23 protein-coding genes are annotated in these 23046 nt (G+C 49.6%); 18 read left to right on the plus strand and 5 right to left on the minus strand.

All coding sequences use genetic code 11. The annotated features are described in order from the left end of the window. Positions 1 to 16 precede the first annotated feature (16 nt). From argB to K0036_RS06135, 13 genes are all read left to right on the plus strand, one after another. Positions 17 to 916 (plus strand): acetylglutamate kinase, encoded by a 900-nt coding sequence (argB, locus tag K0036_RS06075; RefSeq protein WP_009248102.1) that lies wholly within the window; start codon positions 17 to 19, stop codon positions 914 to 916. Positions 917 to 918: 2 nt separating this feature from the next. Next, a complete protein-coding gene (locus K0036_RS06080; protein WP_025644401.1) occupies positions 919 to 2094 on the plus strand; it encodes an aspartate aminotransferase family protein in 1176 nt (391 codons plus the stop codon). 56 nt (positions 2095 to 2150) lie between these two features. Next, positions 2151 to 2582, plus strand: a complete 432-nt coding sequence (locus tag K0036_RS06085) for a DMT family transporter (protein WP_004607002.1) — start codon at positions 2151 to 2153, stop codon at positions 2580 to 2582. 66 nt (positions 2583 to 2648) lie between these two features. Then, entirely contained in the window at positions 2649 to 3257 is a 609-nt protein-coding gene (locus K0036_RS06090; protein WP_220430957.1) for a helix-hairpin-helix domain-containing protein, read from the plus strand. A 15-nt stretch (positions 3258 to 3272) separates the two neighbouring features. Beyond that, positions 3273 to 3962 carry a response regulator transcription factor gene (locus K0036_RS06095; RefSeq protein ID WP_004607000.1) on the plus strand — a complete coding sequence of 230 codons (690 nt, stop codon included), beginning with the start codon at positions 3273 to 3275 and terminating at the stop codon, positions 3960 to 3962. A 58-nt stretch (positions 3963 to 4020) separates the two neighbouring features. Next, positions 4021 to 5385 carry a sensor histidine kinase gene (locus tag K0036_RS06100; protein WP_259283403.1) on the plus strand — a complete coding sequence of 455 codons (1365 nt, stop codon included), beginning with the start codon at positions 4021 to 4023 and terminating at the stop codon, positions 5383 to 5385. Positions 5386 to 5401: 16 nt separating this feature from the next. Beyond that, positions 5402 to 6328, plus strand: coding sequence for a GerMN domain-containing protein (locus tag K0036_RS06105; RefSeq protein ID WP_025644396.1), 927 nt, complete (start codon positions 5402 to 5404; stop codon positions 6326 to 6328). Further along, complete coding sequence (locus K0036_RS06110; protein WP_220430959.1) at positions 6325 to 8550, plus strand: DNA internalization-related competence protein ComEC/Rec2; 2226 nt, start codon at positions 6325 to 6327, stop codon at positions 8548 to 8550. The genes K0036_RS06105 and K0036_RS06110 overlap by 4 nt, the downstream gene beginning before the upstream one ends. Before the next feature lie 128 nt (positions 8551 to 8678). Beyond that, on the plus strand, positions 8679 to 9692 hold the full coding sequence (locus tag K0036_RS06115; RefSeq protein WP_025644393.1) for an alpha-hydroxy-acid oxidizing protein: 1014 nt from the start codon (positions 8679 to 8681) through the stop codon (positions 9690 to 9692). Then, entirely contained in the window at positions 9692 to 10672 is a 981-nt protein-coding gene (gene holA, locus K0036_RS06120; RefSeq protein ID WP_025644391.1) for a DNA polymerase III subunit delta, read from the plus strand. Before K0036_RS06115 ends, holA begins: the two co-directional genes overlap by 1 nt. A gap of 97 nt (positions 10673 to 10769) precedes the next feature. Further along, positions 10770 to 12584: a translation elongation factor 4 gene (lepA, locus tag K0036_RS06125; RefSeq protein ID WP_025644389.1), complete on the plus strand. Its 1815-nt coding sequence runs from the start codon at positions 10770 to 10772 to the stop codon at positions 12582 to 12584. Beyond that, entirely contained in the window at positions 12584 to 13675 is a 1092-nt protein-coding gene (gene hemW / locus K0036_RS06130; RefSeq protein ID WP_220430960.1) for a radical SAM family heme chaperone HemW, read from the plus strand. Before lepA ends, hemW begins: the two co-directional genes overlap by 1 nt. Positions 13676 to 13729: 54 nt before the next feature. After that, entirely contained in the window at positions 13730 to 14341 is a 612-nt protein-coding gene (locus tag K0036_RS06135; RefSeq protein WP_025644384.1) for a DNA-3-methyladenine glycosylase family protein, read from the plus strand. 80 nt (positions 14342 to 14421) lie between these two features. Here K0036_RS06135 and K0036_RS06140 read toward each other — a convergent pair whose 3' ends face one another. Genes K0036_RS06140 through K0036_RS06160 form a run of 5 tightly spaced genes read right to left on the minus strand, consistent with a single transcriptional unit; the run spans position 14422 to position 18136 of the window. Beyond that, the gene (locus tag K0036_RS06140) at positions 14422 to 14976 is read right to left on the minus strand and encodes a chromate transporter (protein ID WP_173692942.1); all 555 of its coding nucleotides are present in this window, start codon (positions 14974 to 14976) and stop codon (positions 14422 to 14424) included. Continuing rightward, positions 14973 to 15524: a chromate transporter gene (locus K0036_RS06145; protein ID WP_025644382.1), complete on the minus strand. Its 552-nt coding sequence runs from the start codon at positions 15522 to 15524 to the stop codon at positions 14973 to 14975. The genes K0036_RS06140 and K0036_RS06145 overlap by 4 nt, the downstream gene beginning before the upstream one ends. 23 nt (positions 15525 to 15547) lie before the next feature. After that, positions 15548 to 16060 (minus strand): DUF4364 family protein, encoded by a 513-nt coding sequence (locus K0036_RS06150; protein ID WP_025644380.1) that lies wholly within the window; start codon positions 16058 to 16060, stop codon positions 15548 to 15550. A 2-nt stretch (positions 16061 to 16062) separates the two neighbouring features. Next, entirely contained in the window at positions 16063 to 16986 is a 924-nt protein-coding gene (locus K0036_RS06155; protein ID WP_220430961.1) for a TIGR01212 family radical SAM protein, read from the minus strand. 1 nt (position 16987) lies between these two features. Then, positions 16988 to 18136: an NAD(P)-dependent malic enzyme gene (locus K0036_RS06160; RefSeq protein WP_173692944.1), complete on the minus strand. Its 1149-nt coding sequence runs from the start codon at positions 18134 to 18136 to the stop codon at positions 16988 to 16990. 352 nt (positions 18137 to 18488) lie between these two features. Here K0036_RS06160 and rho point away from each other — a divergent pair, with 352 nt between their 5' ends. The 5 genes from rho (at position 18489) to prfA (ending at position 23045) form a co-directional block, all read left to right on the plus strand. Next, on the plus strand, positions 18489 to 19826 hold the full coding sequence (gene rho, locus K0036_RS06165) for a transcription termination factor Rho (RefSeq protein ID WP_025644374.1): 1338 nt from the start codon (positions 18489 to 18491) through the stop codon (positions 19824 to 19826). A gap of 98 nt (positions 19827 to 19924) precedes the next feature. After that, on the plus strand, positions 19925 to 20128 hold the full coding sequence (rpmE, locus tag K0036_RS06170) for a 50S ribosomal protein L31 (RefSeq protein ID WP_004606984.1): 204 nt from the start codon (positions 19925 to 19927) through the stop codon (positions 20126 to 20128). A 63-nt stretch (positions 20129 to 20191) separates the two neighbouring features. After that, on the plus strand, positions 20192 to 21130 hold the full coding sequence (locus tag K0036_RS06175) for a DUF1385 domain-containing protein (RefSeq protein WP_025644372.1): 939 nt from the start codon (positions 20192 to 20194) through the stop codon (positions 21128 to 21130). Beyond that, the gene (prmC, locus tag K0036_RS06180) at positions 21093 to 21944 is read left to right on the plus strand and encodes a peptide chain release factor N(5)-glutamine methyltransferase (protein ID WP_220430962.1); all 852 of its coding nucleotides are present in this window, start codon (positions 21093 to 21095) and stop codon (positions 21942 to 21944) included. The genes K0036_RS06175 and prmC overlap by 38 nt, the downstream gene beginning before the upstream one ends. A 30-nt stretch (positions 21945 to 21974) precedes the next feature. Continuing rightward, positions 21975 to 23045 carry a peptide chain release factor 1 gene (prfA, locus tag K0036_RS06185; RefSeq protein WP_009248090.1) on the plus strand — a complete coding sequence of 357 codons (1071 nt, stop codon included), beginning with the start codon at positions 21975 to 21977 and terminating at the stop codon, positions 23043 to 23045. Position 23046 lies beyond the last annotated feature (1 nt).

Below are 23046 nucleotides of genomic sequence, written 5' to 3' on the forward strand. Positions count from 1 at the left end.
AGGGGGCGAAGGAATCATGAATCAATCAATGCAGAAATATCTGGATAAGGCGGAGGTGCTGATCGAAGCCCTGCCCTATATCCAAAGATTCAACCGGAAGATCATTGTCGTGAAGTATGGCGGAAGCGCCATGATCGATGAGGAACTCAAAGAACATGTCATCCAGGATGTGACTCTGCTGAAACTGGTAGGCTTCAAGCCGATCATCGTACACGGCGGCGGCAAGGAGATCAGCAAGTGGGTTGGCAAGGTAGGCATGGAGCCGGAGTTCGTCAACGGACTGCGGGTGACGGATGAAGCGACGATGGAACTGGCCGAGATGGTTCTCGGGAAAGTAAATAAAAGCCTGGTACAGCTGGTGGAAAGCCTGGGCGTGCGCGCGATCGGAATCAGCGGAAAAGACGGCGGATTGCTAAAAGTTGAAAAGAAACTGGCAGACGGCGAGGACATCGGATTCGTGGGGGACGTCAAAGAGGTGAATGCAGATATCCTTTATGACCTTTTGGAGAAGGATTTCCTTCCGATTGTATGCCCGGTGGGACTGGACGATGAATTTAATACATATAATATCAATGCGGATGATGCCGCGTGTGCCATCGCTAGAGCGGTAAAGGCGGAGAAACTAGCATTCCTTACGGATATCGAGGGCGTATATAAGGATCCGAAGGATCCGGATACCCTAATCTCGGAACTGCGGGTATCAGCCGGCAAACAGCTGATGGAGGAAGGCTATATTGGAGGCGGAATGCTCCCGAAACTTCAGAACTGTATTGACGCCATCGAGAACGGCGTTTCCAGAGTGCATATTCTGGATGGAAGAATTCCTCACTGCCTGCTTCTTGAGATATTCACCAACAAAGGAATCGGGACGGCAATTTTAAATGATACTGAGGAAAAATATTATCATGGAGAATAGAAATGAATAAATATATAGAAGAGACAAACAGTGGGCTTGTGCACACTTATAATCGCTTTCCGCTGGTGCTGGACCGGGGGGAAGGAGTCTATCTTTACGATGAAAAAGGCGACAAATATCTGGACTTTGCAGGAGGCATAGCTGTATCCGGCCTGGGATATGGCTGCCAGGAATTAAATGATGCCCTGAAAAGCCAGATAGACAAGATGATTCACAGTTCCAACCTATACTATAATACGACCTGCGGACATGCGGCGGAAGAACTGAAGCGTATCAGCGGGATGGACAGGGTATTCTTTACCAACAGCGGAACAGAGGCCATTGAAGGCGCGCTGAAGGCAGCCAGGAAATACGCGTATAAAAAGCAGACCGGGCGGTATGAATTCATTGCAATGGAGAATTCATTTCATGGCAGGAGCATGGGCGCATTGTCGGTGACGGGAAGCGATGCTTACCGGGAACCCTTCGAGCCATTGGTTCCGGGCGTGTCGTTTGCAGAATTCAATAACCTTGACAGCGTCAAGGCTCTGGTGACCAGTCAGACTTGCGCGATTATCTTAGAGCCTCTCCAGGGAGAAGGTGGAATTAATGTTGCCACAGAAGAATTCATGGCCGGAATCCGAAAACTTTGCGACGATGAAGGCATACTGATGATCTGCGACGAGATTCAGTGCGGCATGGGACGGACCGGCGCTATGTTTGCCTACCAGTCTTATGGAACTAAGCCGGATATTATCGCTATGGCCAAGGCTATCGGAAGCGGCATGCCGGTAGGTGCATTTGCCATGACGGAAGCGGTGGCGGAGTTTTCTCTGGAGCCTGGGGATCATGGAACGACCTATGGGGGAAATCCGCTGGCCTGCATGGCAGTAAGCAAGACGATAGAAATCTTTGAGAAGAAAAATATGATCTCCCATGTGCAGGAAATTGGCGCCTATCTGGCAGAACAGCTGGAGAGGCTGGTGCAGGAAAAAGACTGCGTGATCGCGAGAAAAGGAAAAGGCCTGATTCAGGGAATCGAGATATCAAAGCCCGTAGGAGAAGTAACAAACGCCGCGCTTAAGGAAGGGCTTCTGGTTATCAGCGCCAGGGGAAACGTGATCCGTCTGGTTCCGCCTCTTGTGATAGAGAAGCAGCATGTGGATGAAATGATCGATAAATTGTCAAAAGTGCTATAGACATAAAAAAACAATCATTGGATATACTATCTACAGGAATGTAGGAGGTATATCTGATGATTGGTTTTTTTATTGCGCTTTTATCCGGGGCGCTGATGAGCGTCCAGGGAGTATTTAATACACAGGTTACAAAGACGACAGGCATGTGGGTGAGCAATGCATGGGTGCAGTTAAGCGCATTTGCGCTGTGCCTGGTGGCATGGCTGATCGCGGGGAGGGACAGTGTTACTACCCTGGCAAAAGTAGAGCCGAAATACGTCCTTTTAGGAGGCGTCATCGGGGCAGGCATTACCTGGACCGTAATCAAAAGCATGGAGCAGCTGGGACCTGCCAAAGCGGCGCTTCTCATCGTCATTTCACAGTTGATCGTCGCCTACGTGATAGAGCTTCTTGGCTTGTTCGGCGTGGATAAGGAGCCTTTGGAATGGCGTAAGATAATCGGCATGGTGATTGCGCTGATTGGAGTTGCAATTTTCCAATGGAAATAGTACAATAATTTTATCTAGGCATAATCGGGGTATTTGCAGTTTCGACAGACTGTAAAGGAGTTTTTTATGCATAGAAATAGAATAAAAATGATATGTTTTACTATCGGTTTTACAATGACGGCCCTCCTGGCCGGATGTTCCAGGAAACAGGACGCCAGGACTGTGGAACTGTCGGAGGCAAAAGAAGGCAGCGTTGCCGAAGAAAAAGAAGAAGAGACAGAAGAAAGCGCCATTGAGGAAAACGAAGAGATCTATGTACATGTATGCGGGAAGGTAAATCAGCCGGGCGTATACTGCCTTCCGACAGGCAGCAGGCTGTATGAGGCAATTGAGGCGGCTGGAGGGCTTAAGGAAGGTGCGGCGGCAGAATCTCTGAACCAGGCACAGGAGGCCCAGGACGGACAGCAGATCTACGTTCCTTCCATAGAAGAGGCGTCCGGGGGAGAAGCATCAGAAGCGGGAGTACCGGCTGAGGCATCCGATGGAAAGATGAATCTTAATACGGCAGCCAAAGAGCAGCTGATGACCTTAACTGGAATCGGAGAGGCCAAAGCAGCGGCGATCATCCGCTACCGGGAAGAGAACGGAGGCTTTCGGAGCATAGAAGAATTAATGGAAGTAGAAGGAATCAAGGAAGGCGTATTTAACAAAATCAAAGACCAGATCAAGATTTAATAAGGGAGATAAGTAATGAGTAGACGTGTATTGGTTGTGGATGATGAAAAACTAATCGTGAAAGGCATCCGTTTCAGCCTGGAGCAGGATGGAATGGAGGTTGACTGCGCTTATGATGGGGAAGAGGCGCTGAAACTGGCGAAAGAGAATGCATATGATATGATTCTTCTGGATATTATGCTGCCAAAGCATGATGGCTTTGAAGTGTGCCAGCAGATCCGGGAATTTTCCGATGTTCCGATAGTAATGCTGACTGCCAGGGGAGATGACATGGATAAGATACTGGGCCTGGAGTACGGGGCGGACGATTACATAACAAAGCCGTTTAACATCCTGGAAGTCAAGGCGCGCATCAAGGCGATCATGCGCCGTACCAGTAAGAGAGATAAAGCCCAGCCCAATGACAAGATTATTATCAAGGGCGATATGAAGATAGACTGCGAAAGCAGAAGGGTATTCATTGGAGAGAAGGAAATTAATCTGACGGCCAAGGAGTTCGACTTGCTGGAACTGCTGGCTATGAATCCGAATAAGGTATACAGCCGGGAGAATCTGCTGAATATCGTATGGGGCTATGAGTATCCGGGAGATGCAAGAACAGTGGACGTACATATCCGGAGGCTGCGGGAGAAGATAGAGACGAATCCAAGCGATCCGAAGTACGTTTATACAAAATGGGGAGTTGGTTATTATTTCAGGGGTTAGGAAGTATTTTAAACACAGGATATTCAAGAGTCTCCGCTTTCGGATTATCCTTCTGGTTATGCTGGCAGGGATTATTCCCGGGATAATCATGAAGGCGGTGATTCTGAACAGTTATGAGAAGAGGGCAGTCGATGTACGGACTGCAGAGATACAGAATCAATGTACAATTCTATGTAACCAGCTGAGTAACTCCAGTTACTTGGACGGTATTACATCCGAAGTGATCAAAAGCGAGCTGGTTCAACTGTCCAATATATACAATGGACGAGTCATGGTCATCGCAAATGATTTCCGAATTGCTGAAGATACATACGATATGGATAAGGGAAAGACCATCGTGTCGGAAGATGTCATCCGGTGCTTCCAGGGAAAGGGCACCAGTAATTATGATGCAAAAAATAAGTATATTGAGGTGACATCGCCAATCCTGGATGGAAATACGGAGGCGGTCACCGGAGTCATGCTGGTCAGCGTTTCTACGGATACCATCGTGGACAGCCTTGTCGTCCTGGATGGAAAGGCTAGCATTGTTGGCATTACCATAGGAGTGGTAGTCCTGGTGCTGGCATCTCTTGCGGGGTTTGTGATGGTGAAGCCTTTCCAGCGCATCACGCGTTCCATATCGGCCGTGACGGAAGGATACGATGACAATTATCTCCATGAAAATGCCTATACTGAGACACAGCTGATCTCAGACGCATTCAATAAGATGCTGGGTAGGATGAGGGTTCTGGATGATTCCAGGAATGAATTCGTCTCCAATGTGTCCCATGAACTGAAGACGCCTCTTACTTCCATGAAGGTACTTGCAGATTCCCTTCTGACGCAGGAAGATGTTCCGGCTGAATTGTATAAGGAATTCATGGGAGACTTATCCGAAGAGATCGAGAGGGAGAATAAGATCATCAATGACCTGCTGTCTCTGGTTAAGATGGACAAGACGGCAAATACGCTGAATATTAAGTCGGAGAATATGAACACCCTGGTAGAAAAGATTCTGAAGCGGCTGCGTCCAATCGCGGCAACCCGGAATATTGAAGTGGTATTTGAAAGTTTCAGGCCGGTAACTGCGGAAGTAGATGAGATGAAGCTGTCTCTTGCGATTTCGAATCTGGTGGAAAATGCCATCAAGTACAATAAAGATGATGGCTGGATCCACGTATCTTTGAATGCGGACCATAAGTATTGCTACATCGAGGTGGCGGATTCCGGTATTGGAATTCCGGAAGAATCGGCAGAGCATATCTTCGAGAGATTTTACCGCGTGGACAAGTCTCATTCCAGGGAAATTGGCGGAACCGGACTTGGCCTGGCCATTGCAAGAAGCGCGGTTTTGATGCACAGAGGAGCGATCAAGGTGTACAGCCAGCTGGGCGAGGGAACTACATTTACCATACGTATCCCATTGACATATGTATCATAGTTCGGAGGTAAGAGGTATGAAAAATAAATTTTGGTCCAGCCTGTGCATTGCGCTGTGCGTCCTCCTTCTTGCCGGGTGCGGAAAGGGAAAGGAGCCGGATGGCTCCGGCACATATCTGTACTATGTGAACCAGAAGGGCACCGGGCTGGTTAAGGAATCCTATAAGATCAAAGGCGATTCTGTGGAGGATGAGATTAAAGATGTGCTGAAAACAATGAAGAAAGAGCCAGACTCCATTGATTATAAAAGCGTGTTCCCCAAAGAGGTACGCATCAAGACCTGGACACTGAATGATACTAAGCTGGATCTTCATTTTAATGGAAGTTATAAGGATATGCCGCTGGCATCCGAGGTGCTGCTTCGGGCGGCGGTGGTCCAGACGCTGGTACAGATTGCCGGCGTGGACTATATAGACTTCTTCATAGAGGATGAGCCGCTTACGGACAGGAACGGAAACCTGATCGGATACATGCGGGCCGAAGATTTTATACAGAATACGGGCTCTTCTTTGCATTCTTATCAACAGGGGGAACTGCGCCTTTATTTTGCCAATGACAAGGGCGATAAACTGGTGAGGGAGGATGTAAGCGTCCGGTATAACAGTAATATCTCCATTGAGAAACTGATCGTGGAGCAGCTGATAAAGGGACCTTCATCAGATAAGGGAAAGCCGGTGATCCCGCCGGAGACGAAAGTCCTGGGGGTATCGTTAAAAGACAGCATCTGCTATGTGAACCTGGATGAAGGGTTTCTCAACAATGCCTATGTGCTAAATCCCAGGCTTACGGTGTATTCCATCGTCAATTCGGTGATAGACGGAGGCAATTCCAGCAGGGTACAGATATCCATCAATGGAGAATCCGATATCAAGTATATGGACAGCATTGATCTGAGCAAGCCTTTGTCCAGAGACCTGGATATTGTGGAGGAGAGTGAAAAATGAAAAACAGGCCGCTGTTATGTACATGCCTGATACTGCTGGCGGGGGTCGTCTTAAGCGTTTTCGCGGGAGACAGCGCGCTGATCCGCCAGCTGCGGCCCTCCCCGCTGGAAATACGCGCGAAGCAGGGAGAGGTGCTTGCCATTACCGGCCAGGCATATAAGATCGAGAAAAGAGAGAAGCATCAGGCAGTCTATCTAAAGAATAATTCTATTTTACAAATTCAAAAAGATCAGAAACAATCGTTTCAAGAATCCAAGTTTATTCTATATACAGATCCCGAAATACAGATACATATCGGCAATGCCATAAGGGCTGCAGGAGAATTGTCCTTTTTCCAAAATGCCCGCAATCCGGGGAATTTTGACCAGAAACTCTATTATCAGAGACAGGACATCCATGGGTCGGCCTGGGCCAAAGAGGTAGAAGTCGTGGACGACTCCATATGGAAGATCAGGGACTGGCTGTCCGAATTCCGCAGCCAGTGGAAGAAGGCACTGATCCAGGCAATGGGGGAGAAGGATGGCAATGTCCTAAGCGCAATGCTGCTGGGAGAAAAGTCCGAGATGGATCCGGACACGAAGGAACTGTATCAGGTGAGCGGAATCGGGCATATCCTGGCCATCTCCGGGCTTCACCTGTCCTTTATCGGTATCGGGGCGTACCGAATCTTTAGAAGGATGACAGGCTCCTATACGGCAGGAGGCATCGCAGGCATCCTGCTTCTGGTCCTATACGTCATGATGATCGGGGTTACGATATCCGCTGTCCGTGCTTTGGTCATGTTCTTATTCCGGGTGGGCGCGGATATGACGGGACGGCATTATGACCCGCCTACGGCACTTGCGGCAGCAGCGGCGGCTGTCCTTTTATGGAGGCCGCTTAGCCTGTATGACGGAGGCTTCTGGCTGTCCTTTGGAGCGGTATTTGCCATGATCATCGTCCTCCCCATCTTCAAGGGGCTGCCAGTGCAAGGCTTCTGGGCAAGCGTGAGCATCAACCTTACGATACTTCCTGTCATGTTATTCTATTTCTTTGAATTTCCACCCTACTCCCTACTTCTGAACCTGTTCGTAATTCCCTTGATGTCTGCCATGCTGTTTTTGGGCTTGCTGGGAAGCGCTGCGTATGCGGCAGGCATTCCCATAGCCGTCTTTGGGCTTCGAATCTGCAAGGTAATTCTCTGGCTTTATGAGAAATGCAGTGAGATTGGCATGGGCATACCCGGGGCGCGTATGATTGCAGGAAAGCCCCGACTGTGGCAGATCGCGGCTTACTATATCCTGCTGGCGGCAGCACTGGTATTCCTTAGGCGGCTGCGCCGGAAAGAAATAAAGAAAGCCTCCGGGATGGAAACTGCGGGCAGGATAAGAATCATGCCATTGCTTGCCCTTGCCGCCGGAATTTTCATACTGACATTTCGGTTCGGAGAAGAAGGAAGACTGTCGGTGACGATATTGGATGTAGGGCAGGGAGACGGGATATTCATCCAAGGCCCAGCTGGCGGCACCTATCTGATTGACGGAGGAAGCAGCGATATAAAGAAGGTAGGGCAATACCGGATAGAGCCGTTCCTCAAATCCCGCGGAGTGGGGAGGTTGGACTATGTCCTGATATCCCACGGCGACAGCGACCATATGAACGGCGTGGCAGACCTTATTGAGCGCAGAAAGATCGGCATAGAGATCGGCACCCTGGTACTGCCGATGCAGGAGGCGTGGGATGAATCTCTTTGCAGCCTTGCTGATATGGCGCGCCAGGCAGGGATACAAGTGGCGGAGATCGGGCCGGGACAAGGCATCCAGGAGAAGGAGGCGGCCTTATCCTGCATCCAGCCGGCAAAAGGGGATGAGATCCAGCCAGGCAATGAAGCGTCCATGGTCCTGGCCCTTTCAAGCGGGGAGTTTGATATGCTGCTTAGCGGGGACGTGGAAGGGAAGGGGGAAGAACTGCTGACAGAACGCCTGACAAAAACGGAGCAGGCCCGGACTTGGGAGGTGCTGAAAGTGGCGCACCATGGGTCCAGAAATTCTACGAGCGAACGCTTCCTTCAGAGTGTTCAGCCGGCATTTGCCATCATATCCGCAGGGGAGCAGAACCGCTATGGACATCCTCATCAGGAGACGCTTGTTCGTCTTAAAGAAAGGGGAATAAAGATCTATTCTACCCAGGACAAAGGCGCGGTTATGATAGAGGTCAAGGATGGAAAAATGACCATCTACTGAAAATTGGAAAATCTGGGGTAGAAAAAATAGTTTTCTTATACCAGACTGGTAGTTGAATTTGAGGGAAAAAAACAGTATACTTCTAAGAAGAGATGAAAACAGACAGATAGGAAAAGAGGGAATTAAAAATGACTTATGAAGAAGTATTAAGCAATGCCAAAACTTGTATGGGAGAATTCTGCAAGGCCTGTCCGGTATGCAATGGCAAGGCGTGCAGCAACAAAGTGCCGGGACCGGGTGCAAAAGGAAGCGGGACGGTGGCAATCCGCAACTATGACAAGTGGCAGGAACTGTGTATTAATATGGATACTATCTGCGAGAATAAACCGGTGGATCTGACCTCTGAGATTTTTGGCAGAACATTCAAGTATCCAATCTTTGCGGCACCGATTGGCGCCATGAAGCTTCATTATGGAGACAAGTATGATGATCTGGAATATAATGATATCCTGGTGTCTTCCTGCGCGGACGCGGGGATTGCCGCATTTACCGGAGACGGAACCAATCCGGCGGTAATGGAAGGCGCGACCAGGGCGATCAAGCAGAAGGACGGAAACGGCATTCCGACCGTAAAACCATGGGATATCAATACGCTGAAAGAAAAACTTGCGATGATCAAGGATGCAGGATCTTTTGCAGTGGCTATGGATATTGACGCGGCAGGGCTTCCATTCCTCAAGAACCTGACCCCTCCGGCAGGAAGCAAGACAGTGGAAGAACTTCGCGAGATCGTGAAGGAGGCAGAAGTGCCATTTATCATCAAGGGCATCATGACGGTAAAGGGCGCGCTGAAGGCAAAAGAAGCCGGAGCGGCAGCCATCGTCGTATCCAATCATGGCGGGCGCGTGCTTGACCAGTGCCCGGCTACGGCAGAGGTGCTGGCAGAGATCGCCGATGCAGTGGGAAATGATATGAAGATTCTGGTGGACGGCGGCATCCGTTCCGGCGTGGATATCTTTAAGGCATTGGCGCTTGGCGCGGATGCGGTGCTCATTGGACGTCCGTTCGTAACCGCGGTATATGGCGGAGGCGCTGAAGGGGTTGCTGCCTATACGGCAAAACTGGCGGCAGAACTGGAAGACACTATGGCAATGTGCGGCGCGCATAGCCTTTCTGAGATATCCAGAGATATGGTAAGGTAATGAAAAGTTTAAACGAAGATATTAAGACAGGACAATTCAAGCAGGCCTACCTCCTCTATGGGGAGGAGGCCTATTTAAAAAAGCAGTATAAGGATAAGCTTACAAAAGCCATGCTTCCGGAAGGCGACACCGTGAACTATGCTTACTATGAAGGGAAAGGCACGAACCCGGCGGAACTGATTGATCTGGCTGAGACAATGCCGTTTTTTGCGGATCGCAGGCTGATCGTGGTGGAGAATTCTGGCTTCTTTAAGAATGCGACTCCGGAACTTGCGGATTATATTAAGAATATGCCAGAGACGGCATGTTTTCTTTTTGTGGAAAGCGAAGTAGATAAGCGGGGCAAGATGTACAAGTCCGTCAAGGACAAGGGACGGGCCGTGGAGATGGGACGTCAGGACGAAAAGACGCTTCTGTACTGGCTGGCCGGGATGGTTAAGAAGGAAGGAAAGCAGATCAAAGAGTCCACAGCCCGGTATCTGGTGGCCAAGACCGGGACGGATATGGAGAATCTGGAAAAAGAGATGGAAAAACTCTTCTCCTATACGCTGGGACAGACGGAGATTACTGTCCAGGATGTAGATGAGATCTGCACCACGCAGATTACCAATAAGATCTTCGATATGGTGGAAGCAGTAGCCACAAAACAGCAGAAGCGGGCGCTTCATTATTATTATGACCTGCTGGCGCTGAAAGAGCCTCCTATGCGGATTCTGTACCTGCTCTCCCGCCAGTTCAAACTGCTGATGGAAGTGAAGGATCTGTCGGGGCGCGGCTATGAGAAGTCGCAGATCGCGAAGACGGCAGGACTTCACCCGTTTGTTGCAGGCAAGTATATAAAGCAGTGCCACAGCTTCTCCAAAGAAGAACTAAGAAGCATTATGGAAGATGCAGCGAATATGGAAGAAATGGTGAAGACCGGGCGGCTGAACGACAGGATGAGCGTGGAACTTTTCATTGTAAAATATAGTTCCCCGTGATATACTGGACGCATGGCAGCGGGCAGGACAGGCAGGTGCCTTCATAAGTATGTCCGCTGGAACTTTGAGAAATATACAGCTAAGGGGAAGGATATAAGTGGCAGGAATAGATCAAAGCAGAATTCGTAATTTTTGTATTATCGCGCATATCGATCATGGAAAATCTACGCTGGCAGACAGAATCATAGAGAAGACGGGCCTTCTTACCAGCAGGGAGATGCAGTCCCAGGTACTGGATAACATGGAATTGGAACGAGAGCGGGGCATTACCATCAAGGCCCAGGCCGTTCGTACCGTTTATCAGGCCAAGGATGGGGAGGAGTATATCTTCAATCTTATTGATACGCCGGGACATGTAGACTTTAACTATGAAGTATCGAGAAGCCTGGCAGCCTGCGACGGCGCCATTCTCGTGGTGGACGCGGCCCAGGGAGTGGAGGCTCAGACCCTTGCCAACGTCTATCTGGCGCTGGACCACGATCTGGATGTGATGCCGGTGATCAACAAGGTAGATCTGCCAAGCGCAGAACCAGAGCGCGTTATCGAAGAGATCGAAGACGTGATCGGCATTGAGGCGGCGGATGCGCCGCAGATATCGGCAAAGACAGGACTGAATATAGACCAGGTGCTGGAGCAGATCGTGGAGAAGATCCCTGCGCCCCAGGGAGACCCAAAAGCGCCTCTTAAGGCGCTGATATTTGATTCCCTGTATGATTCCTACAAGGGCGTCATTGTCTTCTGCAGGATTAAGGAAGGCAGCGTAAAGAAAGGCACGCCGATTCAGATGATGGCAACGGGTGCAAAGGCGGAAGTCGTGGAAGTAGGCTACTTCGGGGCCGGACAGTTCATTCCTTGCGACGAGCTGAATGCCGGAATGGTTGGCTATATTACTGCAAGCCTTAAAAATGTGAAGGATACGCGGGTAGGCGATACCATCACAGATGCATCCCGGCCATGCGACAAGCCTCTGCCGGGCTATAAAAAGGTCAATCCCATGGTGTACTGCGGCATGTATCCGGCGGACGGGGCGAAGTACCCGGATCTTAGGGACGCGCTGGAGAAACTGCAGCTCAATGATGCATCCCTGCAGTTTGAGCCGGAGACATCCATAGCGCTGGGCTTCGGATTCCGCTGCGGCTTCCTGGGGCTTCTGCATCTGGAGATTATCCAGGAGCGTCTGGAGAGAGAGTATAATCTGGATCTGGTAACCACGGCGCCGGGGGTTATCTATAAAGTATACAAGACCAACGGGGAAGTGATCGAACTGACGAATCCGTCCAATCTTCCTGACCCGTCGGAGATCGAATATATGGAAGAGCCAATGGTAAAGGCAGAGATTATGGTGACTTCCGAGTTCATCGGCGCGATCATGGATCTGTGCCAGGAGCGGCGCGGCATCTATGAAGGAATGGAGTATATCGAAGAAACCCGTGCGGTGCTTCGGTATCATCTGCCCTTGAATGAGATTATCTATGACTTCTTTGATGCACTGAAGTCTCGTTCCAGAGGCTATGCCTCTTTTGATTATGAGATGGACGGCTACGTGCAGTCGAATCTGGTGAAGCTGGATATTCTGATCAACAAGGAGGAGGTAGACGCCCTTTCCTTCATTATTCACGCGGATACGGCTTACGAGCGGGGCCGCAAGATGTGCGAGAAACTGAAGGAAGAGATTCCGAGGCAGCTCTTCGAGATCCCGATCCAGGCGGCGATCGGTAGCAAGATTATAGCAAGAGAGACGGTAAAGGCTATGCGAAAGGACGTGCTTGCCAAGTGCTATGGCGGTGACATCAGCCGGAAGCGAAAACTTCTGGAGAAGCAGAAGGAAGGCAAGAAGCGCATGCGGCAGGTAGGCAACGTGGAGATCCCGCAGAAAGCCTTTATGAGCGTATTAAAGTTGGATGATAAATAATGAGGCCATTAGAATTATATATTCATATTCCATTTTGCATCAGTAAATGTAAATATTGTGATTTCCTGTCCGCGCCCTCGAAAGAGGGGGAGCGGCAGGAGTATGTGAAAAGCCTTTGCAAGCGGATCCGTTCTTACAGGACGCTGGCAGAGGCTTATCATGTTGTAAGCATATTTATAGGAGGAGGGACCCCCTCCCTCCTTGTTCCGGCACAGGTATTCTCCATATTTGATGCGGTACGGGAGACGTTCATGGTGGACAAGGATGCAGAGATCACCATTGAGATGAATCCGGGAACGGTATCCCCGGAGAAGCTGATCGCATATCGCCAGGTGGGAATCAGCCGCCTGAGTATCGGACTGCAGTCCGTCCGAAACGAGGAGTTGAAGGTCCTGGGAAGAATCCATACATTTGAGGATTTTCTTCATACCTACGAGATGGCAAGAAGAGAAGGATTTGGAAATATCAATATTGACCTGATGTCCGGGATACCGTTCCAAACCCTGGACGGATGGAAGGAAAGCCTGGAAAAGGTGGCAGGCCTTGGGCCGGAGCATATATCCGCCTACAGCCTGATCATCGAAGAGGGAACGCCTTTCTATGAGCGCTACCGGGATGCAAGGCATGAGGAAGAACTGCCGGATGAGGAGACAGAACGCCAGATGTATCATTTTACCAGGGAGATACTTGGGGCGTATGGCTATCGTAGGTACGAGATATCCAACTACGCAAAAGAAGGCTTTGAATGCAGGCACAATCTTGGCTACTGGAACCGGACCGAATATCTGGGAATCGGAACCGGCGCGGCTTCCCTGATCGGCAGCAGGAGATGGAGCGAAGGAGAAGAGCCGGAGGAATTAAGCTGGGAAAACCAGATGGAAGAGTATATGTTTCTGGGACTTCGCAAGATGGAAGGCGTTACAAAGTCTGGATTCCTGAAAGAATTTGGCTGTACCATGGAGAGCAAGTATAGCCGCGTGCTTAAGCGGATGTATGCCGAAGGCTTAATGGAGGAAGCAGGGGATTATGTAAGGCTTACCGACCAGGGGATTGATATCAGCAATTATGTGATGAGCGAATTCTTATTCTGATCATGAGTGTTATAAGGAGCCGTAAAGGAACATGCAAGATAAGGAGACGGACGAATGTATTTTGAATATGGCGATACAGAGATTGAATACCTGAAAAGAAAGGATAAGAAATTAGGAGAAGCCATTGATCATATCGGACACATCTACCGGGAGGTGGACGCAGATATCTTCCAGTCAGTGGTGCACCATATCATAGGGCAGCAGATATCCAATGCGGCTTTGGCTACCGTGTGGGGGCGATTCAGGAATTTGGTGGGAGAAGTGACGGCGGACACGGTCTTAAAATATCAGGCGGAGGAACTAAAAGGTCTGGGAATGTCGCTTAGAAAGGCCGAGTATATCCAAAATTTTGCCCAAAAAGTCTGCCTGGGAGAACTGGATCTGGAGGAGTTGTATCGGATGGATGACCAGAAGGTGATCAAGACCCTGTCATCCCTGAGGGGGATTGGCGTATGGACGGCCGAGATGCTTCTCATCTTCTGCATGCAGAGGCCTGACGTGCTAAGTTATGGGGACGGCGCGATCCTGAAAGGAATGCAGATCCTGTACCATCACCGGAAGATGGATAAAAACCTGTTTGAGAAGTACCGGAAGAGATATAGCCCATATGGGACGGTGGCCAGCCTGTATCTTTGGGCCATTGCCGGCCAAGCCCTGGAGAAATGATAGTGGGAGCGCCGTTAAAAATAAGATTAAGAATAAGAGCCTTCCTGGTTTGAAGACCAGGAAGGCTCTTGCCGTTAAGGTTACATTTTCAGTACGATTCCAATGACCGCTCCGGCCAGGATCCATAAAATGGGATGCAGTTTTCCCAGTTTCTTTACCTGAAGAAGCAGGAAGGTTCCGAGGCATATGACGACGCTGGTCACGTTGATATGCAAAGAACCATTCACGGTAGATACCAGGGCGATCTTTAACAGTTCCCATACCGCATAGCCGATCAGGGCTGCCACGGTAGGGCGGATGCCATAGAATACGGCCTTTACCGTAGGATTCTCGCTGAAATTCTCAAGAAACCTTGCGATGATCACGATGATAATCAGAGCAGGCGCCGTCAGCGCCAGGGTTGCCACCAGCGCGCCAGGGATGCCGGCTACGCTGTATCCAGCAAAGGTAGCCATGTTGATGCCCACCGGGCCGGGGGTACTCTCGCTGATCGCCACCATGTTGGCCAGATCGCTGGCAGTGTACCAGTCGTATTTGGTGGTCAGGTCCATAAGGAATGGCAGGGTGGCCATGCCGCCTCCGATGGAGAACAGGCCGATCTTAAAGAATTCAAATGCCAGTGTCAGATAAATCATGATTCTTTCCGCCCTCCAATCTTTTTGATGACGACTCCCGCGATACCCGCCAGGATGACGATGACAGCGGTGGGAACGGGGGTAAAGCATGCCAGCAGGAATGCTGCGACAAATAACAGGGCGCCCAGCCTATCCACAATTCCTTTCTTTGCCATGGTGACTACGGTATTGAGCATCAGCGCGCAGACGACGATCCGAATGCCCGCCAGAGCATGAAGGACGACAGGAAGATGGATGAAGTTCTGCAGGATGGATGCCACCAGGCAGATGATGACAATGGAGGGGGAGATAACGCCCAGGGTTCCGGATACGCCGCCCAGGAATCCGGCCTGCTTGTAGCCCACATAGGTGGCGGTATTGACGGCGATAATGCCGGGCGTGCACTGTCCGATCGCGTACATATCCAGCAGTTCCTCGTCGGTGCACCATTTTCGGTCTTCCACGACCTCCCTCTGGAGCATGGGAAGCATGGCGAGCCCTCCTCCGAACGTAAGGCCGCCAATTTTAAAGAAACTGATATAGAGTTCAGCCATTTTTTTTAATTTCATAGTAATACCTCGCTGCTTGACTTTTAAAGTAGATGAGACATGATTAAGGCATAGACTTCCTGATTCTTTTTCGCCCAGTTGTTGGCGATCGTCTCAGCCTCGGCCTGTGTGGGAACAGACAGCGTCAGGTCGATCAGAGGAGTATCCTGCTCAATGACCTGGCAACGGACAGAATATTCCATGTTGGAATTTCGGTAATAGTCTGACTTGACGGCCACTTCGTTTTTTAATTCGTATTGCTTTTCCTTCAGGAAAGTATCGATATCTTCCTGAATAGCAGGAGAAATATCATTTTTGAAGAAATGTATCGTCTGTGCCCCTTCTTCCGTGAGGTGGTAGAACGTACGGCTGTGGGTCGATTCCTCATGAATGAAGCCGGATCCGATCAGTTCCGATATTGCCTGCTGGAGCTTAAAGTAGGTGGTATATCCCTCATCCAGAATAAATTCCGATATCTGGGAATTGGTCAGGGGGAAGTCTACCTTGTTCAGCATGTAGAGTATGATTAGTTTATATAGTGTAAAAGATTTGGCCATTGTTACAACTCCTTTCCTTGCCAGATGTCCTGCTTTTTAAAGTATGCCTGCATCTGGTTCAATACCTGGCGCTTATTCCCTGTCCATAAGGGGGCTATCAGGAGTGGCTTGGGACCGTCTCCGGTCAGCCGGTGTATGACGATATCCGGGCTAAGGGCGCACAGGCATTGGCCTAGGATTCCAAAATATTCTTCCATGGAAGGAAGGTAGAATGGATGCTTTTCATAATAGCCTGCAAGGTCCGTATTCTTTAGTATGTGCAGCAGCTGGAACTTCATGCCCTGGATGTCCTGGCAGTTCAGGTACCGCACCGTGCGCAGCATCTTTTCCATATCTTCGCCGGGAAGGCACAGGATTGTATGGACAATTACGTCAATGTTCAGCAGACGCAGGCGGGATACGGCCTGCTCAAATACCGGAAGATCATATCCTCTGCGGATGAAGCGGGCTGTATCAGGATGGATCGTCTGGAGGCCTAATTCAATCCAGACAGGCTTGATCTGGTTTAGTTCATCCAGAAGCTTAAGCACATCCTCTCCAAGGCAATCCGGCCTTGTGGCAATGGAGAGGATCTTTACCTCGGGATGCCTGATGGCCTCCAAAAAAACATCGCGTAAATAGGCAACTGGCGCATAAGTGTTGGTGTATGCCTGGAAGTAGGCAATATAGGAGGTGCCTGGATGTTTGGCGGCAACCTGCCTTTTCCCCTGCTCGATCTGTTCCGTAATGGATAACTTGCGGTCAGATGCAAAATCGCCAGAACCGCCGGCGCTGCAGAATATGCAGCCCCGGCGTCCCAGCGTGCCGTCACGGTTCGGGCAGGTCATGCCTCCGTCCAGAGAGATCTTATACAGTTTTTCTCCATAAGTATTCTTCAGGTAATGATCCAGAGAGTAGTATCTCTTATCACCCCAGCGTTTGACCATACTAAATCAGTTCCTTTACTGCCTGGCTGACAACATCTGCAACGCGCGGATCAAAGGCTTCCGGCAGAATGTTGTCTTCGTTCAGCTCGTCTTCTGGAATCAGCCCGGCAATCGCCTTTGCGGTAGCCAGCTTCATCTCTTCCGTGATCCTGGTGGCGCGTCCTTCCAAAGCACCCTTAAAGATTCCGGGGAATGCCACTACATTGTTGACCTGGTTGGGGAAGTCGGAGCGACCCGTTCCCACAACTTTTGCACCGGCTTCTTTGGCAAGATCCGGCATGATCTCCGGAACTGGATTGGCCATGGCAAAGAGGATGGAATCCTTATTCATGGAAGCCACCATCTCCTTGGTGACAATGTTGGGGGCAGAAACGCCCACGAAGATGTCAGCGCCTTTCAAGGCATCGCTAAGAGTTCCCTTCCTGCCTTCCAGATTGGTTACCTCCACCATCTTTTCCTGCATCCAGTTCAGATGCGGGGATTCCTTGCTGAGGATTCCATTGATATCGCACATGGTGATATGCCTGAAGCCGTAAGTAAGAAGCAGCCTGGTGATGGCAACTCCTGCGGAACCGGCGCCATTTACCACGACCTTGGCCTCTTCCTTGTTCTTGCCTGTGACCTTCATGGCATTGATGATGCCCGCAAGAACCACGATGGCCGTGCCGTGCTGGTCATCATGAAAGACGGGAATATCCAGCAGTTCTTTTAGACGCTCTTCAATCTCGAAGCAGCGGGGAGCGCTGATGTCTTCCAGATTGATGCCGCCGAACGCGGGGGCGATGTTGACGACCGTGCGGATGATCTCTTCCGTATCCTGGGTATCCAGGCAGATGGGAAACGCATTGACCCCGCCAAATTCTTTAAACAGTACGGCCTTTCCCTCCATGACCGGCATAGCGGCATGGGCGCCGATGTTGCCAAGTCCGAGCACCGCGCTCCCGTCGGAGACGACGGCTACCGTGTTTGACTTTATGGTATAGGTATAAGCAGCCTCTTTATCTTTGGCAATGGCCTTGCAGGGCTCCGCAACGCCAGGAGTGTAGGCAATAGACAGATCCTCGCGGGAATGCACATGGGATTTTGCGGTCGTCTCGATCTTTCCATGCCATTCCTCATGCATTTTCAGTGCTTTTTCATTTGTTGTCATAGGATTACCACCTCTTTTATTTTCTTCTTATTAATAAGTTTTATAAGTCCGTATTTTTTATAATAGCATTCCTTTAGCCTCAAATCAATATAGTTTCAGGAAAGTTTTGAGGAGGGGCAGGTTAAGAAAAGGGGGGGGCGGCGCAAACAGAAAAATCCGGGATTATGTCGCGATTTTTTATGTTTTGTCATAAAAACTCGGATATAACATGGTTTAAAAGAGGCGAATTATAAAGAAATACTTTTAAAATCAAGATTATTGTAGTATAATACTTTCATATTTCAGATGAGTCAAGTCAGACTGGTGTTCCCGATATAGATAATTTTGGTGAATATGAAAGGAATAAATGATGATGAGAGAAAAGTATGAATCACTGCCTTTAGCTACGTTAAAAGATCTTGCCAAAGCAAGAGGGCTCAAAGGCATATCTACGATGAAGAAGGCAGAGCTTATTGAGCGCATGCTGGAAGAAGATGAAAAGGAAAAGCAGGCTTCCAAGGAGACGGTAAAAGAGATGTCTGCCAATACCGGAGATAAGGAGATCCATGATATTGACAGGCTGGACAGCGGAGTGATCGCTCATGGCATCCTGGAAGTGCTTCCGGACGGATATGGATTCATCAGAAGCGCCAACTATCTGCCGGGAGAGAATGACGTCTATGTATCCCCATCCCAGATACGCAAGTTCAACCTTAAGACGGGAGACATCCTGGAAGGCCATACCAGGATTAAGACGCAGCAGGAGAAGTTCAGCGCCCTGCTCTATCTGACCCGGATCAATGAGATGGACCCGATGAGGGCTATGCGCCGAACCAATTTTGAAGATATGACCCCTATCTTCCCGGATGAAAGGCTGCGGCTGGAGTGTGGAAGGACAAGCACCGCCATGCGGATCGTTGACCTTCTGTCGCCGATCGGAAAGGGACAGAGGGGGATGATCGTATCCCCGCCAAAGGCCGGAAAGACGACGCTTCTGAAGCAGGTAGCCCTGTCTGTCCGTCAGAATAATCCGGAGATTCATCTGCTGATTCTTCTGATTGATGAGCGGCCGGAAGAAGTTACGGATATTAAGGAAGCCATTGAGGGTGAGAATGTGGAAGTCATCTATTCTACGTTCGATGAACTTCCGGAACATCATAAAAGAGTGTCAGAGATGGTGATCGAGCGGGCGAAGCGCCTGGTAGAACACAAAAAAGACGTCATGATTCTTTTAGACAGCATTACCAGGCTTGCAAGGGCTTACAACCTGACGGTACCGCCATCAGGAAGAACCTTGTCCGGAGGTCTTGACCCTGCGGCCCTCCATATGCCGAAGCGGTTCTTTGGAGCGGCAAGAAATATGCGCGAGGGCGGAAGCCTTACCATATTGGCAACTGCGCTGGTTGATACCGGCAGCAAGATGGATGACGTCGTGTATGAAGAGTTTAAAGGAACGGGCAATATGGAACTGGTGCTGGACCGTAAATTATCTGAAAAGAGGGTGTTCCCTGCAATCGATATACCCAAGTCAGGAACCAGAAGAGAGGACCTGCTGCTTAGCAGGGAAGAGCAGGAGGCAGTAGAAACTATGCGCCGGGCGCTGAATGGCATGCGCGCGGATGAAGCCGTGGACAATATCCTGAATATGTTTACCCGGACCCGCAATAATGAGGACCTGATACAATTAGTAAAAAAGACAAAATTTATCTAGACAAGGCCGCGCTTTTATGATACAATAACAACGCTGTTTAGATAACGAACATTTATCGCACATCGTGCATGTGACAAAATAAAGAAGAGGTGAAAATCATGAAAGAAGGAATACATCCAGCATATCATCAGGCAACAGTAACTTGTAACTGTGGCAACACATTCGTAACAGGATCTACAAGCGAAGACATCCACGTAGAAATCTGTTCCAAATGCCATCCGTTCTATACAGGACAGCAGAAAGCTGCTCAGGCTCGTGGCCGTGTTGATAAGTTCAATAAAAAATACGGAATGGACAAATAGTTTCACAAGTATCGGGTTGAGGTTGTATAATCTCAACCCTTTTATGTTGCAGAGGAGTTCTATATGAAGTCATCAAATATTGGCGGACAGGCCGTCTTAGAGGGAATCATGATGAAGCACAAAGATGCCTACTCCGTTGCAGTGCGCAAGCCGGACGGGGAGATTATCGTGCAGAAGGATGAGTACCACAGCATTGTTGGAAAGTGGAAGAAGCTGACTACGATTCCGTTTATCAGGGGAATATTTAATTTTATAGATTCTATGGTGCTTGGCATTAAGACCTTGACTTACTCAGCCAGTTTTTATGAGGAAGAAGAGGAGCAGGAAAAACTTACGGAAGCAGAGGCTTTGAAAAAGGAGAAGCAGGAGAAATGGCTGATGGGCGGAACGGTGGCGTTTTCCGTGGTAGCGGCGGTAGCCATCTTTATGGTGCTGCCTTACGTTCTATCCTCGTTTCTTAAGCCGCTCATTCCATCTTATCACATCCGCACAGTGATCGAAGGCTTTGTGAGAATCGGGATATTCATACTGTATGTGCTTCTGATATCGAGGATGGAAGATATCCAGAGGACATTCATGTACCACGGGGCAGAACATAAGTGCATCAACTGTATCGAGCACGGCCTGCCTCTGACGGTGGAGAATGTAAAGATCAGTTCCAGGCAGCATAAGCGCTGCGGGACCAGTTTCTTGTTCTTTGTCCTTGCGATCAGCATCATTCTCCTGCTGCTTGTACAAGTGGAGTCGCCCCTCATGCGGGTGGCAGTCAGGATTGCCCTTCTTCCGGTGATCGCCGGAATCTCCTATGAGATACTCAAACTCGCCGGGAGCAGCGATAACGCGCTGATCAATCTGTTCAGCAAGCCGGGGCTGGCAATTCAGAAACTGACCACCAAAGAGCCGGATGAGGGCATGATCGAAGTGGCCATCCAGGCCGTGGAGGCAGTATTTGATTGGAGAGCATATGAGGAAGAGAACTTTGACGCTTCAGCAGATTTATAGGGAAGGGACTTCCAAGCTTAAAGAGGCTGGCATCCGGGAGGCAGCGCTGGATGCGTGGTATCTGCTGGAATTTGCGACTGGAATTACCAAAGCTTCCTATTATGGCAACCCGGATAAAGAGATAAAGGAAGAAGAGGCGGCCCGGTATCTTGCGTATATAGAGAGCCGGAAGAAACGAATCCCATTGCAGCATATTACGAAGGAGCAGGCGTTCATGGGCTATCCCTTCTATGTGGATGAGCATGTGCTGATCCCAAGGCAGGATACGGAGACGCTGGCTGAAGAAGCGCTCAAGGTATTAAAGCCCGGCATGCAGGTACTGGATCTGTGCACCGGATCCGGGTGTATCCTGATAAGCCTGATGAAGATGTGCGAGGGGCTTTATGGAACCGGAAGCGATATATCCGAAGAAGCGCTGGAAGTAGCCAGGAAGAATGCCTGCAGGCTGGAAGTCAATGCAACATTCATAAGAAGCAGCCTGTTTGAGCATATCAGCGGCAGATACGACCTGATCGTATCCAATCCCCCTTATATCCGCACATCGGTTATTCAGGAACTTCAGGAGGAAGTAAGGCTTCATGATCCATTCATTGCCCTTGACGGCAAGGAAGACGGGCTGTATTTTTACAGGGAGATCATCAAAGCCGGGGGAGGCTATCTCAAGCCGGGAGGCTATCTGATGTTCGAGATCGGGTATGACCAGGGAACGGAAGTGGCAAGCCTTATGGAGAAGCATGGATATAGGAATATAATGGTAAAAAAGGATTTGGCAGGTCTTGACCGTGTGGTTTCAGGCATGTACAATGGAGAATAGCTGTTAGGAAAATGTTAAGGAGGAAATAGTATGTTTGACAAATTAGAGGATTTGCTCATTCGTTTGGAAGAGGTACTTAGCGAACTACAAGAGCCGAATGTGGCTAATGACCAGAACCGGTTCCGCAAGCTTATGAAAGAACAGAATGAACTGACTCCTATTGTTGAGGCATATAAGGAATATAAGGCCTGCAAGCAGGCGATCGAGGACAGCCTTCAGATGCTGGAGGAAGAGTCCGATGAAGAGATGAGAGAGCTTGCCAAGGAAGAACTGAATGACTCAAAAGCGAGGGTTGAGGAATTAGAGCATGAACTTAAGATTCTGCTTCTGCCCAAGGACCCCAATGATGATAAGAATGTCATAGTCGAGATCCGTGCCGGTGCCGGCGGGGATGAGGCGGCCTTGTTCGCGGCCGAGATCTACCGCATGTATCTCCATTATGCAGAGAGCCAGCGATGGAAAGTAGAACTGGTGGAATGCGAAGAGATCGGTATAGGCGGCATGAAGAATGTGACCTTCATGATCAACGGGAAAGGAGCCTATTCTGTGATGAAATACGAATCCGGGGTACATCGGGTGCAGCGGGTGCCCGAGACAGAGTCCGGCGGACGTATTCATACTTCCACGATTACGGTCGCTGTCATGCCGGAAGCGGAGGATGTAGATATCCAGATAGATGAAAAAGATATCCGTATTGACGTCATGCGGGCATCCGGCAACGGCGGACAGTGCGTCAATACGACGGATTCGGCAGTGCGCCTGACCCATTATCCGACAGGAATCGTAATCTACAGCCAGACGGAGAAATCCCAGCTGCAGAATAAGGAAAAGGCATTCGCCCTTCTCCGGGCGAAACTGTATGATATGGAATGCCAGAAGCGCCATGACGCAGAAGCTGAGGCGAGAAAGAGCCAGATTGGTACCGGAGACCGTTCTGAAAAGATCCGCACCTACAATTTCCCGCAGGGACGCGTGACGGATCATCGTATCGGCTTGACGTTATATAAACTGGATAAGATCATGAACGGCGACATCCAGGAGATTATTGATGCCTGCATCGCAGCAGACCAGGCGGCAAAACTGGCAAATATGAATGAGTAAG

This window comes from [Clostridium] scindens (assembly GCF_019597925.1).
In the GTDB taxonomy this organism is placed as follows: Bacteria; Bacillota; Clostridia; order Lachnospirales; family Lachnospiraceae; genus Clostridium_AP.